Annotated in this window: 13 protein-coding genes; 7 read left to right on the top strand and 6 right to left on the bottom strand. The window is 38.9% G+C overall.

The window, feature by feature from the left end; genetic code table 11:
* Positions 1 to 74 precede the first annotated feature (74 nt).
* Entirely contained in the window at positions 75 to 1868 is a 1794-nt protein-coding gene (locus DFQ04_RS01690) for a sensor histidine kinase (protein WP_133552060.1), read from the top strand.
* On the opposite strand, the gene DFQ04_RS01685 is transcribed toward DFQ04_RS01690, so the two are convergent.
* A complete protein-coding gene (locus DFQ04_RS01685; protein WP_133552058.1) occupies positions 1851 to 2879 on the bottom strand; it encodes an acyl-CoA reductase in 1029 nt (342 codons plus the stop codon). The two genes, DFQ04_RS01690 and DFQ04_RS01685, sit on opposite strands and share 18 nt — an antisense overlap.
* A gap of 121 nt (positions 2880 to 3000) precedes the next feature.
* Between DFQ04_RS01685 and DFQ04_RS01680 the strand changes: the two genes are divergently transcribed.
* The 5 genes from DFQ04_RS01680 (at position 3001) to cas6 (ending at position 7095) form a co-directional block, all read left to right on the top strand.
* Positions 3001 to 3348, top strand: a complete 348-nt coding sequence (locus tag DFQ04_RS01680; RefSeq protein WP_133552056.1) for a 4Fe-4S dicluster domain-containing protein — start codon at positions 3001 to 3003, stop codon at positions 3346 to 3348.
* Positions 3349 to 3525: 177 nt separating this feature from the next.
* A complete protein-coding gene (locus DFQ04_RS01675) occupies positions 3526 to 3855 on the top strand; it encodes a DUF3276 family protein (RefSeq protein WP_133552054.1) in 330 nt (109 codons plus the stop codon).
* A 69-nt stretch (positions 3856 to 3924) separates the two neighbouring features.
* A complete protein-coding gene (locus DFQ04_RS01670; RefSeq protein WP_133552052.1) occupies positions 3925 to 5019 on the top strand; it encodes an AI-2E family transporter in 1095 nt (364 codons plus the stop codon).
* Positions 5019 to 6116, top strand: a complete 1098-nt coding sequence (ychF, locus tag DFQ04_RS01665; RefSeq protein WP_133552049.1) for a redox-regulated ATPase YchF — start codon at positions 5019 to 5021, stop codon at positions 6114 to 6116. The genes DFQ04_RS01670 and ychF overlap by 1 nt, the downstream gene beginning before the upstream one ends.
* A 97-nt stretch (positions 6117 to 6213) precedes the next feature.
* Positions 6214 to 7095, top strand: a complete 882-nt coding sequence (gene cas6 / locus DFQ04_RS01660; RefSeq protein ID WP_133552047.1) for a CRISPR-associated endoribonuclease Cas6 — start codon at positions 6214 to 6216, stop codon at positions 7093 to 7095.
* A gap of 36 nt (positions 7096 to 7131) precedes the next feature.
* On the opposite strand, the gene DFQ04_RS01655 is transcribed toward cas6, so the two are convergent.
* On the bottom strand, positions 7132 to 8400 hold the full coding sequence (locus DFQ04_RS01655; RefSeq protein WP_133552045.1) for a type IX secretion system plug protein: 1269 nt from the start codon (positions 8398 to 8400) through the stop codon (positions 7132 to 7134).
* A 34-nt stretch (positions 8401 to 8434) separates the two neighbouring features.
* Positions 8435 to 10360, bottom strand: coding sequence for an ABC-F family ATP-binding cassette domain-containing protein (locus tag DFQ04_RS01650; protein WP_133552043.1), 1926 nt, complete (start codon positions 10358 to 10360; stop codon positions 8435 to 8437).
* Between the two features lie 89 nt (positions 10361 to 10449).
* Here DFQ04_RS01650 and DFQ04_RS01645 point away from each other — a divergent pair, with 89 nt between their 5' ends.
* Positions 10450 to 11637 carry a PQQ-dependent sugar dehydrogenase gene (locus DFQ04_RS01645; RefSeq protein WP_133552041.1) on the top strand — a complete coding sequence of 396 codons (1188 nt, stop codon included), beginning with the start codon at positions 10450 to 10452 and terminating at the stop codon, positions 11635 to 11637.
* 26 nt (positions 11638 to 11663) lie between these two features.
* Here the strand turns inward: DFQ04_RS01645 and DFQ04_RS01640 are convergent, their stop codons facing one another.
* From DFQ04_RS01640 to hslV, 3 genes are all read right to left on the bottom strand, one after another.
* Positions 11664 to 12983: an ABC1 kinase family protein gene (locus tag DFQ04_RS01640; RefSeq protein ID WP_133552039.1), complete on the bottom strand. Its 1320-nt coding sequence runs from the start codon at positions 12981 to 12983 to the stop codon at positions 11664 to 11666.
* A gap of 3 nt (positions 12984 to 12986) precedes the next feature.
* Positions 12987 to 13652 carry a TetR family transcriptional regulator C-terminal domain-containing protein gene (locus tag DFQ04_RS01635; RefSeq protein ID WP_133552037.1) on the bottom strand — a complete coding sequence of 222 codons (666 nt, stop codon included), beginning with the start codon at positions 13650 to 13652 and terminating at the stop codon, positions 12987 to 12989.
* Positions 13653 to 13762: 110 nt separating this feature from the next.
* Positions 13763 to 14305, bottom strand: coding sequence for an ATP-dependent protease subunit HslV (hslV, locus tag DFQ04_RS01630; RefSeq protein WP_133552035.1), 543 nt, complete (start codon positions 14303 to 14305; stop codon positions 13763 to 13765).
* Positions 14306 to 14326: the final 21 nt, after the last annotated feature.

Raw genomic sequence — 14326 nt, 5'->3', positions numbered from 1 at the left:
TTTTTTTAGTTTGAAATAAAATAGTTTAATTAACATTTAATTCCCTTGCCCTTTAAAATACTTCTGGATCATAAATGGATTTGTCTATAAACCCATATTCACTTACCCTGATATTTTCAGGCCTGATAGTTGGGATCATTTCCACATTTATCACCTGGAAATCAACTGATTCAATCAAATGGTTAGGATTTACCATGATCGCTGTTTCAGTCTGGGGATTCTTTTATGGAATTGAACTTTCTACCAGTAAACTTGAAGAAATTATTTTTTGGATCAAGATAGAATATGCAGGATTATTAACCGCTCCGGTTTTTTGGGTAATTTTTACCTTAAAATATACCGGATTTGAACTGAGAAAATCTCGTTGGATAATACCCACATTATTTATCATCCCGATTTTAACTTATATCATTTTATTAAATGAAAGTCTTTTTCACCTGCATTATGCAAATTATTGGCTTATAGAAACTGGTCCATTCCCATTAATAGGAATAGATAAAGGACCTTGGTACCATATCCAGACAATTTTTGCATATGGGTGCTTTCTAATGGGGACAGTAATTTTGATTAGAGGATTTCGAAATGCAAATCAGCATTATCGTTCACTCACGAAAATTCTCATAATCGGAGGAATTTTCCCAATTGCCTTAAATATTCTCTACCAAACCTCCATCTTAAAACCTTTTGAAGGTCTGGATGTAACTCCATTTGCATTCCTTTTCACTTATTTCTTTTTGGCAATTGCAATCATCAATTATCAACTCTTAGACCTCAAACCCGTCGCCAGAAATAAAATCCTGGAATTGGTAACTCGTGGGGTTATTGTTTTGGATAAATCTCAAAAAATTGTGGACTTCAATCCGGCTGCGAAATTTCTTTGCGGCTCTCCTGGACTTTTAAAAATCGGAAATAGTGTCCAAGATTTATTTAGTGGCAAAGATGAAATTCTAAATCTCTTGAAAGGAGATTCCTCGGAAAATCAGGAAATCACCGTAAAAATCCCAGAGAAAGAAACCTATTATAAAATTGAATCAGTAGCGCTTTTGGATCAAAAAGGTGGAATTACTGGCTATATTCTCTTGATTGATGATCTCACCAAGGAAATTTTGAATAATGAAAAGCTGAAAAATCAAGCTCTTGAATTACAGAAGCTCAATGACCTAAAGGATAAGCTTTTCAGTGTGATTTCTCACGACCTAAAAGGTCCGGTTTTAGGCGTCAAGGAATTGATTCATCTTACTCAAACAGGGTTGATTTCACAGGAGGAGTTTTTGGAAATTTTACCGGAGGTCTCCAAAAATATGGAGCATGTCGCGCTATTATTGGAAAACCTTTTAGGCTGGACTAGTTCCCAACTTCGAGGTGAGCAAATCGACAAAAAAGAATTGGATCTAGAATCAATTTTGAAAAGTCAAAAAAGCCTATTGGAACGCATAGCCAAAGAGAAAAATATTCAGTTGGAGCTGATTAACCCTAAACCGACCAAGATTAAGGCGGACAAAAATATGATCGAATTGATCTTCAGAAATCTAATTTCCAATGCAATTAAATTTTCTCCCCAAAACAGCAAGGTAATCATTGAACTGATTGATGAAGGCGAAAATCAGGTGAAAGTCTGTGTAAAGGACTTTGGTATTGGGATTTCTGAGGAAAACCTCGAAAAATTAAATTCAGGGGTATCCTTCACCACCAGAGGACAAAATAATGAAAGCGGGACTGGTTTAGGACTGGTCTTGGTAAGAGAATATATTTTTAAGAACGGAGGAACTTTGGAAATCACCTCCAAAGAAGGGGAAGGATCTAAATTTTGCATCACACTGGAAAAAAGCCTTCAAAATGAAGCTTCTTCCTTAGTCCAGACTCAATAAAAATTTCAAAGTATCTACCTTATCTGCGTATTCCCAAGGAGCTGGCTTCTGTGCAGTACCAAAAGGGATGAAGGCAGGACATTCGGATTTTTTCCCAACCATTACCTGAATTTTCTGTCTTTGGGCTTCCAGAGTTTGAATCAACTGAGGAACATCATCATAAAACTCATAATACAAAACTCCTATCGGGGATACCAACTCAGGGCTTTCTTTCAAGATTAAAAATCCATTATCTAAATGCGGTTCTCGGTTGACCAGATAAATAGATTTATTGTATTCGTAATTATTGAGGTACTTATGATTATCAGCCACATACTTATATTTCTCCAATGCATCCAATAAGCGAATCAGAATTGCTTCATCTTTTGCATAGACTTTGGATACATTTCGGCAGCCCAAACCAAAATAAGTGAAAATATCCTCTCCCAAGTCTGCCAGATCCTGATCGGATTCACTCCCAGAAAGAATGGCAACAGAAGTTCTATTAGCTCTGATTAGGTTAGGGTATTTTCCAAAGTAGTAATTGAAATATCTCGCTGAATTATCACTTCCTGTTGCGATATAGGCTTCCTTACCTTTTAGCATTTCCTCCATAGAAATAGCTTCTGCCCATTTAGGTTGAATTTCAAAAAGTTGGTTGATCAGCCAAGTAGTGAAATAGGAATCTGCAGAACTCAACTTCACAGCAGCTTTATTCCCTGAAAGTAAGACACACATCAAATCATGAAATCCCACTCCTGGAATATTCCCTGCCATGATTATTCCTATTTCCTTCGGAGTCTTTTCTGTAGAAAAATCATACTTACTGAGCCATTTTCGAAAATTTTGCTCCTCAAGCATATAAGAAAGGCCTTCCAAAGCCGAAAGAACTGAATTTGAAGTAAACCAATTGTTTTGATTATTAGTCCTTCTAATTACTTCCTCTTTTTCATCCGGGCTTAATGAACTAAGTCTTTTGCCTAAAGAAATAAAGGAATTCAATCTTTCTTCAAATGGTAAATAAGCATTCATGGTGTCAAAGTTACCGAAAAGGCACAGAAGGATGGAATAATTTTAAATTAATTAGTGTGACAACTTTTTTTTGTCTGTATGGGTTAAGGTTGTAATTTTGGAATTATAAACGAAATCAACCATGGCAATAATGATTACAGACGAATGCATCAATTGCGGTGCATGCGAACCTGAATGTCCAAATACAGCTATTTACGAAGGTGGAGTGGAATGGACTTGGGGCGGAGGAACCAGCCTCAAAGAAGTAACTCTTGAAGACGGTACAGTTGTCAGCGCAACTGAAAAGCAAGAGCCTATATCAGATGAGTTTTATTATATCGTGTCTGCAAAATGCACCGAGTGTAACGGATTTCATGAAGAACCACAATGCGCAGCTGTTTGCCCAGTGGATTGCTGTGTAGATGATCCTGATCACGAAGAAAGCGAAGAAGTATTATTAGCCAGAAAGGCATTCTTACATGGAGAATAAAAAGTGGCAGTAGCCACTTTTTTTATTTCCAATCCCAATTAAGTTCTGATTTATAGGTATTTATCGAAGCATTTCTTTCGTATTTCAAAAAAAACAAACTTCTATTTTGATATCTAGAAGGGTTTTCATTTATCTTAGTTGCCGATAAAGTACGTTTCAACCCAAAAAGAAAGCACTGTGGAAGATCATCGAGGTTATGATAGAGATGAGATATTCTCTAAAAAAGTAAAGGCAGGTAAACGGACCTATTTTTTCGACATCAAGTCGACTAGGTCAAATGACTATTATCTGACCATTACTGAAAGTAAGCGAAGAGTTAATGGAGATAACTTCAGCTACGAAAAGCACAAAATTTTCCTATACAAGGAGGATTTCTTCAAGTTTGTCAATGCACTCAATGAAGCCGTAGATCATGTCAAGACTGAATTGATGCCGGATTTCGATTTTGAGCAATTTGAAAACGAAGATTCAGAAAGCGAAATGAACGATGAACTAAAGTGGGAATAACTTGCCGGTTCATTGCATAATCTAAACTAGTATATTTGAGGAGGCCTTGCCTCCTTTTCTTTTGCCTCTATGCAACGCTTTTTTTTATATCTACTCGCAGCTATAGTCGCCTTCCTGGTTTTTGGTTGGTACTTTTCCAATGTGACCTCATATCTGGTCATTTCTCTGATCATTGCAGCGATCCTTAGACCGCTTACCAATAAAATCAATGACTTCCATGTCTTTGCCCAGCATATTCCCAGATGGGCCGCTATTTTGATTTCTTATGCCGCTATCCTATTTGTGGCTTTTCTATTTGGGCTTTTGTTCTTCCCTTTGATCAATAATCAGATTCTACTTCTGGCTCAGGTAGATTTGGATTACATCTATCAGCAATTAGATGAACCTCTCACTTCTTTAGAGACCTTTCTTTACAAAAATAAATTATTTGAAAATCGCCCGGGATTTCTTCTAGACGAGCTTAAATCAGCCGTAATCGAGACCATAAAAGGAATCGATTTTGGGGGCTTTATCAGTGGACTCATTGGAATTACTTCCAGCATCTTCATCGGAGTAATGGCTGTGGCCTTTATTACTTTCTTCCTTCTGTTGGAAAATGGTCTCCTTCGAAGAAACTTACTTAATCTAGTGCCCAACTCCTACTTTGAGATCTCAGTTGCGACGTTTACCAAAGTGGAAAAGCTACTTTCTAATTATTTATCGGGTCTTCTAGTCCAGATGTTGTCTATCTTTTTACTGGCAAGCTTAGGCCTTTCACTCGCGGGTATTGAGTACGCTTTGACGATTGCCTTATTTGCTGCTGTAGCCAATTTAATTCCTTATGCGGGACCAATTCTAGGTGCAATTTTTGGGATCGTGGTAGGCCTTTCCACAGGAATTTTTGAGACCCAACAGGATTATAATTACCTATTGATTAAAATTCTCTCAGTATTTGCAGTGGTACAAATCACTGATAATGTGGTTCTTCAGCCTATGATTTTTTCCAAATCAGTGAAAGCTCACCCGCTTGAAATTTTTGTTATTATCTTTGCCGGGGCAAAAATCGGAGGAATCATAGGGATGATCTTTGCCATTCCGGTTTACACCATCTTCAGAGTATCGGTGATGGAGTTTTACTCGGGTTACAAATCATATAGAATTTTCAAAATCAAAGCAACAAATTAATGGCTTTACAATGTGGCATTGTTGGACTTCCTAACGTAGGAAAGTCTACCTTGTTTAATGCACTTTCCAGTGCCAAAGCAGAAGCAGCAAACTTCCCCTTTTGTACCATAGAACCTAATGTGGGTGTCGTAACAGTTCCAGATAAGAGACTTCAAATCTTGGAAGAGTTAGTAAGCCCTCAGCGAGTAGTTCCGACCATTATTGAATTTGTAGATATCGCCGGCTTAGTGAAAGGCGCTTCAAAAGGAGAAGGTTTGGGTAATAAGTTTCTTGCCAACATTCGTGAAGTAGATGCAGTGATCCATGTGATCCGTTGCTTTGAAGATGACAACATTGTTCACGTGGCTGGTGGAGTAGATCCGGTTTTTGATAAGGAAGTAATCGACACAGAACTCCAGTTGAAAGATTTGGAATCCGTAGAGAAGAAAATCCAGAGAATTGAAAAAATAGCCAAATCAGGTGATGCAAAGGCAAAAAAGGAATTAGAAACGCTAAACCTATTCAAGTCTGGCCTGGAATCCGGATTAAATGCCAGAGCTGTCGAAGTTGATAAAGAGGATCTTGAAGTGGTTCGGGATTTACATTTATTGACTATCAAGCCTGTATTATATGTGGCCAATGTTGATGAAAAAAGCATTCATACAGGAAACAAATTTGTAGACCAGCTTAAGGAAAAAGTCAAAGAAGAAAATGCTGATGTCATTCTTCTTTGTGCAGCCATTGAATCTCAAATAGCGGAGTTTGAGGATCCTGAAGAGAAGGAAATGTTTCTTTCAGAGTATGGTTTGGAAGAAAGCGGTTTGAATAAATTGATTTCTGGAGCCTATTCTTTACTCAACTTAATTACCTATTTCACTGCCGGAGTACAGGAAGTGAGGGCTTGGACTATCAGAAGAGGCTGGAAAGCACCTCAAGCAGCTGGAGTAATTCACACCGACTTTGAAAGAGGATTTATTAAGGCTGAAGTCATCAAACTTTCAGATTATCAAAAGTATAAAACAGAAGCAGGTTGTAGGGAAAATGGAAAAATTGCAATTGAAGGAAAAGAATATATTGTTCAGGATGGTGACATTATGCATTTTAGGTTCAATGTTTAACTTTTTTTGAAATTTATTTGTAGTTTTAAAGCGCTTAATCACCCAAACAAAAAAGTACTTTAATACAACATTTGTCTCATTTTATTTTTAATACACCGTGAGAGTTAGACTTATATTTTCCTTAAAGAACAAGGGATCCTATTTACCCTTTCATCACCAGTATATCCTTGCTCAATTCCTAAAGGGATTGATTGTAAAAGGAGGTAGAGAAGAATTCTACAACTACAACTACTTCAACTTTTCTGGCCTAAAAGGTCAGACAAAAGTGAGTAGAAGTGGATTGCATTACTATTCTAGTTTGGTAACCCTAGTATTATCTTCCCATGATGAAGATTTTATGGATTACTTATTGGAACAGGTATTTGCAACCCCAAAAATTGAGTTGGGAAACCTGATTCTTTCTCCTGAATATACTGAGTTAGAAACTGCACCAGAGTTGGAAACTGCAAACAAGTTTGTTTGTATTTCTCCTTTGGTTTTGATCACTCCAGCTTTCAATGAAGAAGCTGGCAAGAGATTTATCAGCCCGGACAGTGACGAATTTTCTGATTTGCTTTATGAGTCAACCTTGACCAGAATGGAGAAATCAGGATGGTATACTCCTGAGCAGATGGAATCTTTCTACAAATTCCAAGTTGTTCCTGACATGGTTTATATTAATAAGCTTAAAGAACAGCAGAAAAAATTCGCCAGAATCTATGCGGTTTATGACATGGACGTCAAATATGAGGTAAGAGGATACACCCTTCCATTTACTTTGTACGCAGCACCAGAAGTTCATGACTTTGTATTCAAGTGTGGTCTTGGAGCATTTACCCATAAAGGATTCGGTATGCTTGACCTTGCAAACCACCCTGCTGGAAATAGAACTAGCCCTTACAAATTCAAAAGAGAAGGATTTGTACCTTACAAGCCGACAGAAAGAGTAAGGCAAAATGTAGCTCCTGAATCTGAGGAACAAGAAGAAAGCAACGACTAAACAAAGAACCCTTCGAAATTTCGAAGGGTTTTTTGTTTATAATCTTCTTCTATTTGGATGAAGGTAAACGTATCCGACTAGTTGATCATAGCGGGAACCAAGGTTTCGGAAATAGACCAAAACTTCATATTCATTTTCGGTCTCGAAATGACTTCCTTCCAAAGGTTCTGTATCTATCCCTTCTGGAGTTTGGATCCCATATTGAAAATCATACCATCCCTGCTTCAAAAGAATTGAGGTGGTATAGACATTGTTTTTAGGATCATATTTCATTTGAGCTTCTGGGTTTTTACCCCATCCCGTTAAGGAACCAATCATTCGGATATCTCTGGCTGGATCAGCTCTCAAGTAAAACGTGGTATAGATGTACTCACTTTCAACTTCCGGATTTCCGCCTGGTCTGTCATTTGTATAGATTAAATACTGCCCATTCAAATCCAAATATTGGGAATAAGCACCCCCAGGTCTTGAAATATCCAAGTTAGACTCTGCCAAAACGATATTTTCCTCTACAGTTACGGATGAAACATTAACACCGGTCGCACGGATAAATCTCAAATCCACAAACCTAAATTCATTCCCAGCCCGAAAAGTGCTCGATCCGTCGAAGGGTTCATATCTGATAGTTTTTGCGCTTTGATTTAGAAAAGTTGGTTTGGTAAGGTATTTCGCATTATCCCACCGCTGGTTTTGACGGATCAAAATCTTGATCTGAGTACTAGGGTCAACTACTTCTACCTTGGAGTAATTGACCACCGCATTGATTTGTTGAAGTGCACGCCTGTCTTCCGTCTGAGTTGGGGGAACTATCCCAGCTCCAACCGTAAATAATTCCTCAAAGACCATGAATCTTTTTGTCAAGATCACCTCATCCTCATTTCGATTACGGAAGACCTTTAAGATGTAATTGCCAGATTTAGTAACTCTGGGGACCTCAAATTTGTAATGGATGTAGGGAATCCTTGTATTGACAGAATATTCGTACTCATTGACATTAAATTGATTGAAATTGATGGAAAAATCATTGTCTCTCAAAGATGACTTTGTCCAATCAGCATTACAGTGAATCAGTTTTGCGGTGTACAATTCTGGATCATAAGCCAAATCATCAAACAATAAAATAAGAGACCTTTGATCGGTCAAGGAGACAACCGGAGCGTCCAATGGGCTGTCTGCCTGAAATCCTGCGGGAAATAGGCGGACAGACTGTATATGTTCAGAGTAAACCTTATCCTCCAATACCTGAGTAAAACCCAAACTTGGAAGCAAAAGGAAGAAAAACAGAAACCATCTCGATTTGATCATAGCTAAAAATAAGAATTTATCCTTGATGCAAGGATCAGGCTAGTTTTTCCTGAAGCGTAGATACCTGATCTACCAGACTTTCCCATTTTGCAGTCGATTCATACAGGCTATTCTGTACATTTTGATAGCTCTCCTGGATTTTTTGGACCTTTTCTTCATCAGAGTAGACCTCAGGGTCAGCCAATTTTTCTTCTAATTCAGACTTCAAAATCTCCAAGGATTCAATTTCCTTTTCTGTTTTCTCAACCTGTTCTTCCAATTTTTTAAGGTCCTTTTTGGCTTGCTGGAATTCTGGAGTATTCCTTGGAGTCTCGACGGGAGACTTTTTTGCAGCTTTCACTTCCTGCTTTGACGGAGTATTTTCGATTTGCTGGCTTCGCCAAAATTCATACTCTTCGTAAGTCCCCGGATATTCCTTGATTTCTTGATCCTCGATGTACCAGATCTTATTTGCCACTCCCTTGATAAAATGTCTATCGTGAGATACCGTCACAAAAGTCCCCTCATATTGCTGAAGGGCTTGGATCAAAATATTCACCGACTGGAAATCAAGGTGGTTAGTCGGTTCGTCAAGCAAGAGAAAATTTGCTTCCGAAATCAAAGTTTTAGCCAAAGCAACTCTTGACTTCTCTCCACCTGAAAGGACTTTGATCTTCTTAAAAACATCATCATTGGTAAAAAGAAAACATCCCAATACGTTTCTCAATTCGGTTTCGGTTTTTGGACTTCCTGATTGGGACATTTCCTGGATAATTTCATTATCCAAAGTCAGGGCTTCTAGCTGATGCTGGGCAAAAAAGGATTTGATCACATTATGACCCTCAGCTCTATTCCCCTGAATTTTTTCCGATCCGTCAATTATTCTTAGCAGGGTTGACTTTCCTTTTCCATTGGCACCTATTAGCGCGATCTTATCTCCCCTTTCTATTCGAGCTGATGTATTTTTCAAAATCACCAAATCCCCATAGGACTTCGAAACATGATCCAAAACCACGACATCTCTACCTGATTTTTGGGAAAATTTGAATTTGAAATTCACAAAAGCCTCATCGTCTACCACTTCATGAACCCGATCCATACGCTCCAAAGCCTTTATTCTGGACTGAACTTGGTTGGATTTGGTAGCTTTTGCCCGGAATCTCTCGATGAACCGCTCCGTTTGCTTGATCATCTGCTGCTGATTTTCATAGGCATTTTGTTGGAGCTCCATCCTGAGCTTTTTCTCCTCTTTATAAAAAGTATAATTCCCGGGATAGGTAGTCAAAGTCTGATTTGCGACTTCAACTGTGGTGCTGATACAATTATCCAAAAAGGTCTGATCGTGAGAAACCACAATCACTGCACCTTCATAATTTTTCAGATAATTTTCCACCCATTGAATAGAAGGTAAATCCAAGTGGTTGGTAGGTTCATCCAACATGAGCAAAGAAGGCTTTTCCAAAAGAAGTTTGGCAAGCATCACCCGCATTCTCCAACCTCCGGAAAACTGCCTTAAGGGTTTATTTAAGTCTGCTGTTTGAAAGCCAATTCCTTCCAAAACCTCTTCAGCTTTAGCTTTGATGGTATAGCCTTCGTTACTTTCGAATCTATCCTGAAGCTTCGCCAGTCTATTGATTATTTCATCTGAATAATCGGTTTCCATTTGCTTCAATACCTGATCGATTTCTTCCTGAAGGGCCAAAGTTTCTTTAAAAGCAGCCAAAGCCACATTCAAAATACTATCATCGGACTGGTAGGAAAGCAAATCCTGATTCAAAAAACCAATAGTACAATCCTTCGCTTTTTGAACCTCACCGGTCGAGGGTTGGTAATCTCCATTGATGATTTTTAAGAGGGTAGATTTACCGGTTCCGTTTTGACCAACCAATCCAATTTTATCTTTTGGCTTGATATGAAGGTTGGCATTTTCGTAAAGCGGACGTCCGCCGATGTAATAGGAAAGATTGCTAATCGATAACATGCCCCAAAAATAACCAATGGCCCGCTTATCCCGCTTAGCTGGTAAAACATTATCAGGATTATTAACTTATTTATTCAAATTTTAAACTCATGAATAAACTCAAACCCATAATTCTAAGCTTGGCCCTGGGAGTATTCTCCCTTGGTGTGGCTGCACAGGGAAAACTCACCCCGATTTCCACTCCCAACAGCAGCAACAAAAGAAATATCCAAAATGCAAAAGCTGAGGTAAAATTAGACCAACTCAAACTTCCAGCTGGTTTTAAAATCTCAGTTTGGGCGGCAGATATTCCCAATGCAAGATCCATGGCAATCTCCGACAATGGGATTGTCTTTGTAGGAAATCGTCAGGAGAAGAATGTCTATGCAGTAGTTGATGAAAATGCTGATGGAAAAGCTGACGCAAAATTTATCCTTGCAGAAGGACTTCGAATGCCAAATGGAGTAGCCTATAAAAACGGAGACCTTTATGTGGCTGAAGTGAATCGAATTCTACGATTCAAGGATATCAAAAACAATTTGACCAATCCAAAGTATGAAGTGGTTTATGATGGTTATCCAACAGACGGACATCATGGATGGAAATTCATTTCCTTTGGACCTGACGGAATGCTCTATGTTCCTGTTGGAGCTCCTTGCAATATTTGCGAAAGTGAGAATCCAATCTATGCGAGCATCACCCGTTTGGATGTAAGTAAGCCAGGAGCAAAACCTGAGATCTATGCTCAGGGAGTTAGAAATACGGTGGGGTTTGATTGGAGACCAGGGACGACAGAACTTTGGTTTACAGACAATGGTCGGGACATGATGGGAGATGATATCCCAGATTGTGAATTAAATAGAGCAACCGCAAAAGGGCAACATTTCGGCTATCCTTATTGGCATGCCGGAACTGTAAAAGATCCTGATTTTGGAGATAAGGGAAAAGCTGCCTCAGCCTATGTAGCTCCTGCAGCGAAAATGGGACCTCACAACGCTCCACTTGGAATGCGTTTTTATGAAGGGGGAATGTTTCCAACAAACTACAAAAACAGCGCAATCATTGCTAAACATGGCAGCTGGAACAGAAGTAAAAAAGCTGGCTACCAGGTCGTGGTTGCAAAAATTGATGGAACAGGAAAAGTTACCGGTCAGGAAGTTTTGATTTCCGGTTGGTTAAATGACGCAACTCAGGATGTTTGGGGAAGACCAGTCGACGTTCAGGAATTACCAGATGGTAGCCTTTTAGTCTCTGACGACATGGCCAATTGCATCTATCGAGTGACTTATTCGAAATAAAAAAAGGGAGGTAAAACCTCCCTTTCTTATTTTAACCATTCCGGTTTAGTTGTGACCACATTGGCCTGAAGCTGGTTTAGCAAATTGTATAACCCAAAATAGGTCCTGTTGATGTATAAGCCATGCTTTGATCCTCTCGCTTGACGGGATTTTTTGAACATCTTTTCATTGGAAATTCTATCTCCTAATTGAAAGATTTGCTCAAAATATCCATCATTGGCGAAATCAAAAGATTCGGCATGGAACGGCTTACCCAATAGGCTGATCATTTCTTTGAACACTCCTTTGAAGTACTTTTTCTCTTCTTCAGTATCTCGGTCAGAAATAAATTCTAGATCGTAGAAAATCTGATTCAGCTCGTCTTCTTTAACCACCAAGTCTTTTTTGATTAGGGAAAAGTATCCATGGTAGAAGTCTTGAGGAATTACCTTCACACAACCAAAATCAATAATTCCCAAAGTTCCATTATCCTGAACAATGAAATTTCCAGGATGCGGATCCGCGTGAACCTGCATCAATTCATGCACTTGGAAATGATAAAAATCCCAAAGGGCCTGGCCTATTTTATTTTTCTCCTCTTGCGTTGGATTCGTTTCCATCCACTCCTTAATATGCTTCCCATAGATCCAATCCATGGTGATGATTCGCTCAGAACTGAATTCATCATAATAATTCGGGAAACTCAAATTAGGAATTGAAGAGCAAGCTTGAGAGATTTCTCTGGAGCGCTGAACCTCTAATAGGTAATCGGTTTCTTCAAGCAGTCTTTCCTCCACTTCCTCCATATAATGATCCAATTCCCTTTCATTCATATTCAAAAGTCGAAGGGCAAATGGACGAACCAATTTCAGATCAGAACTCACCGAATCAGCGACTCCAGGATATTGGATTTTTACGGCAAGGGTCTTTCCATTTAGGGTAGCTTGATGAACTTGGCCAATAGAGGCAGCATTCACTGCAGATCGGGTGAAAGTTTCAAACAACTGCTCAGGTCCTTTAAAGAAATATTTCTGGAAAGTCTTTACCACCAAAGGAAAGGATAAAGGTGGCGCAGAATATTGAGCCATAGTAAATTTATCCTGATAGGCTCGGGGAAGGATATTCTTATCCATAGACATCATTTGAGCCACTTTCAAGGCAGAACCTTTCAATTGACTCAATGATTTATAGATATCCTCAGCGTTATTCTGATGAAGTTCTTCCTTTTCTAAGGAAGGATTGACAATCTTTTTAGCATAATGCTTCACGTAATTCCCCCCAACTTTCGCTCCGGTAGAAATAAATTTAGCTGCTCTCTGCACTTTTGAAACAGGAATAGAATCCTGCTCTTTCATCTGGGATGGCATGAATTACTTGTTTTGGTATAGAAATTTTGCGAAGTCCAAAAAGGTATCAAGCGCACTTTTTCCCATAAGGTCAAAAGCAAGGTTGACTGACTTTTCGATAGCTGCGTCTGTTTTTTCAAATCTTGGACTCTTGTCACCAAGCCAAAATCTGAAGATAAATGCTGCCTGAATCCAAAGAGCCTCGTCGTACTTTTCAGAAACATAAGGTCTGGAGGCAATTTCCTCAGATTCCTTTCCTGCTGAAACGATGTCATTGGCAAACTCCTTGAATTTTGACTTAAAATCTGCAGAATCGGCATGCAAAGCTCTAGCAGACTTAAGTTTATCTCCATAAAGGACTAGAAGATATGAGCGGACTTTCTTTAACTCCTCAATCCAAGTGAACAAAAAGCTTAGAAATTTTTCTCTTGCTGTGTATCCGGCATAAACTTCTTGGGATTCGATAGAGGCAATAGTTGCGTCTAAAATAGATACCCATATCGAGGATTTGATTGAATCAAAAGAGGTGTAGTAGGTATAAAAGTCCTCCTCTTTCATTTTCAATTCTTTGGCAAACTTGAAAACAGAAGGTGGCTCATTCCCATGCTCCAATACATAATTCACATAGCCCTCAAGAATAAGCTTTTTATAATCCTTCTTGACTGATTTTTTTGAGGTTGTCGTTTCCATAAACTAATTCAGATTCAAGTACACAACAAGGTATTGAAGCTTCAGGTTTTAAAAACCACAAAAAAAGCCGGATAAAAATCCGGCTTTTGATTAATCTCAAGTTTATTAGATCAGTTTTTCACCTTTTCGACCACCAAGTTATGGTTAGTATAGATGCAAACATCCGCTGCAATGTGTAGACTTTCTCTCACCATTTCTTCAGCACTGAGTTGAGGAGCATATTTTTTCAAGGCTCTTGCGGCTGACTGAGCAAACATACTTCCTGAACCAATGGTCGCAATTTCCATATCTGGTTCGATTACATCGCCAGTTCCTGAAATGATCAAAATATCATCCTTGTCAGCGATAATCATCATTGCCTCCAAGCGGCTAAGCATCCGGTCCATCCTCCATTCTTTGGCTAGTTCCACTGCTGCACGCTTCATGTTGTTTCCAAAAGCGTTAAGCTTTTCTTCGAATTTCTCAAGAAGAGTAAAGGCATCGGCGGTAGATCCTGCAAAACCAGTAACGATTTTTCCTCCTTGCAAAACTCTGATTTTCTTGACTGTGCTTTTAGCTACTGTATTTCCTAAGGTTGCTTGTCCATCCGCTCCGATGACTACTTCACCATTGTGTCGGATGGCTACAACCGTTGTTGATTTTATTTTTTCCATGAGGTAAAAATGATAAGTTCT

The sequence above is a fragment of the Algoriphagus boseongensis genome, assembly GCF_004362805.1.
Lineage (GTDB): Bacteria > Bacteroidota > Bacteroidia > Cytophagales > Cyclobacteriaceae > Algoriphagus > Algoriphagus boseongensis.
Note: the sequence above shows the minus strand (reverse complement) of the source record. Positions and strands in the feature narration are given on the sequence as shown.

What these genes read in the sequence shown, in the direction of transcription:
- DFQ04_RS01690 (WP_133552060.1), top strand. Translation starts at nt 75, where the DNA reads ATGGATTTGTCTATAAACCCATATTCACTTACCCTGATATTTTCAGGC.
- DFQ04_RS01685 (WP_133552058.1), bottom strand. Translation starts at nt 2,879, where the DNA reads ATGAATGCTTATTTACCATTTGAAGAAAGATTGAATTCCTTTATTTCT.
- DFQ04_RS01680 (WP_133552056.1), top strand. Translation starts at nt 3,001, where the DNA reads ATGGCAATAATGATTACAGACGAATGCATCAATTGCGGTGCATGCGAA.
- DFQ04_RS01670 (WP_133552052.1), top strand. Translation starts at nt 3,925, where the DNA reads ATGCAACGCTTTTTTTTATATCTACTCGCAGCTATAGTCGCCTTCCTG.
- ychF (WP_133552049.1), top strand. Translation starts at nt 5,019, where the DNA reads ATGGCTTTACAATGTGGCATTGTTGGACTTCCTAACGTAGGAAAGTCT.
- DFQ04_RS01655 (WP_133552045.1), bottom strand. Translation starts at nt 8,400, where the DNA reads ATGATCAAATCGAGATGGTTTCTGTTTTTCTTCCTTTTGCTTCCAAGT.
- DFQ04_RS01650 (WP_133552043.1), bottom strand. Translation starts at nt 10,360, where the DNA reads ATGTTATCGATTAGCAATCTTTCCTATTACATCGGCGGACGTCCGCTT.
- DFQ04_RS01645 (WP_133552041.1), top strand. Translation starts at nt 10,450, where the DNA reads ATGAATAAACTCAAACCCATAATTCTAAGCTTGGCCCTGGGAGTATTC.
- DFQ04_RS01640 (WP_133552039.1), bottom strand. Translation starts at nt 12,983, where the DNA reads ATGCCATCCCAGATGAAAGAGCAGGATTCTATTCCTGTTTCAAAAGTG.
- DFQ04_RS01635 (WP_133552037.1), bottom strand. Translation starts at nt 13,652, where the DNA reads ATGGAAACGACAACCTCAAAAAAATCAGTCAAGAAGGATTATAAAAAG.
- hslV (WP_133552035.1), bottom strand. Translation starts at nt 14,305, where the DNA reads ATGGAAAAAATAAAATCAACAACGGTTGTAGCCATCCGACACAATGGT.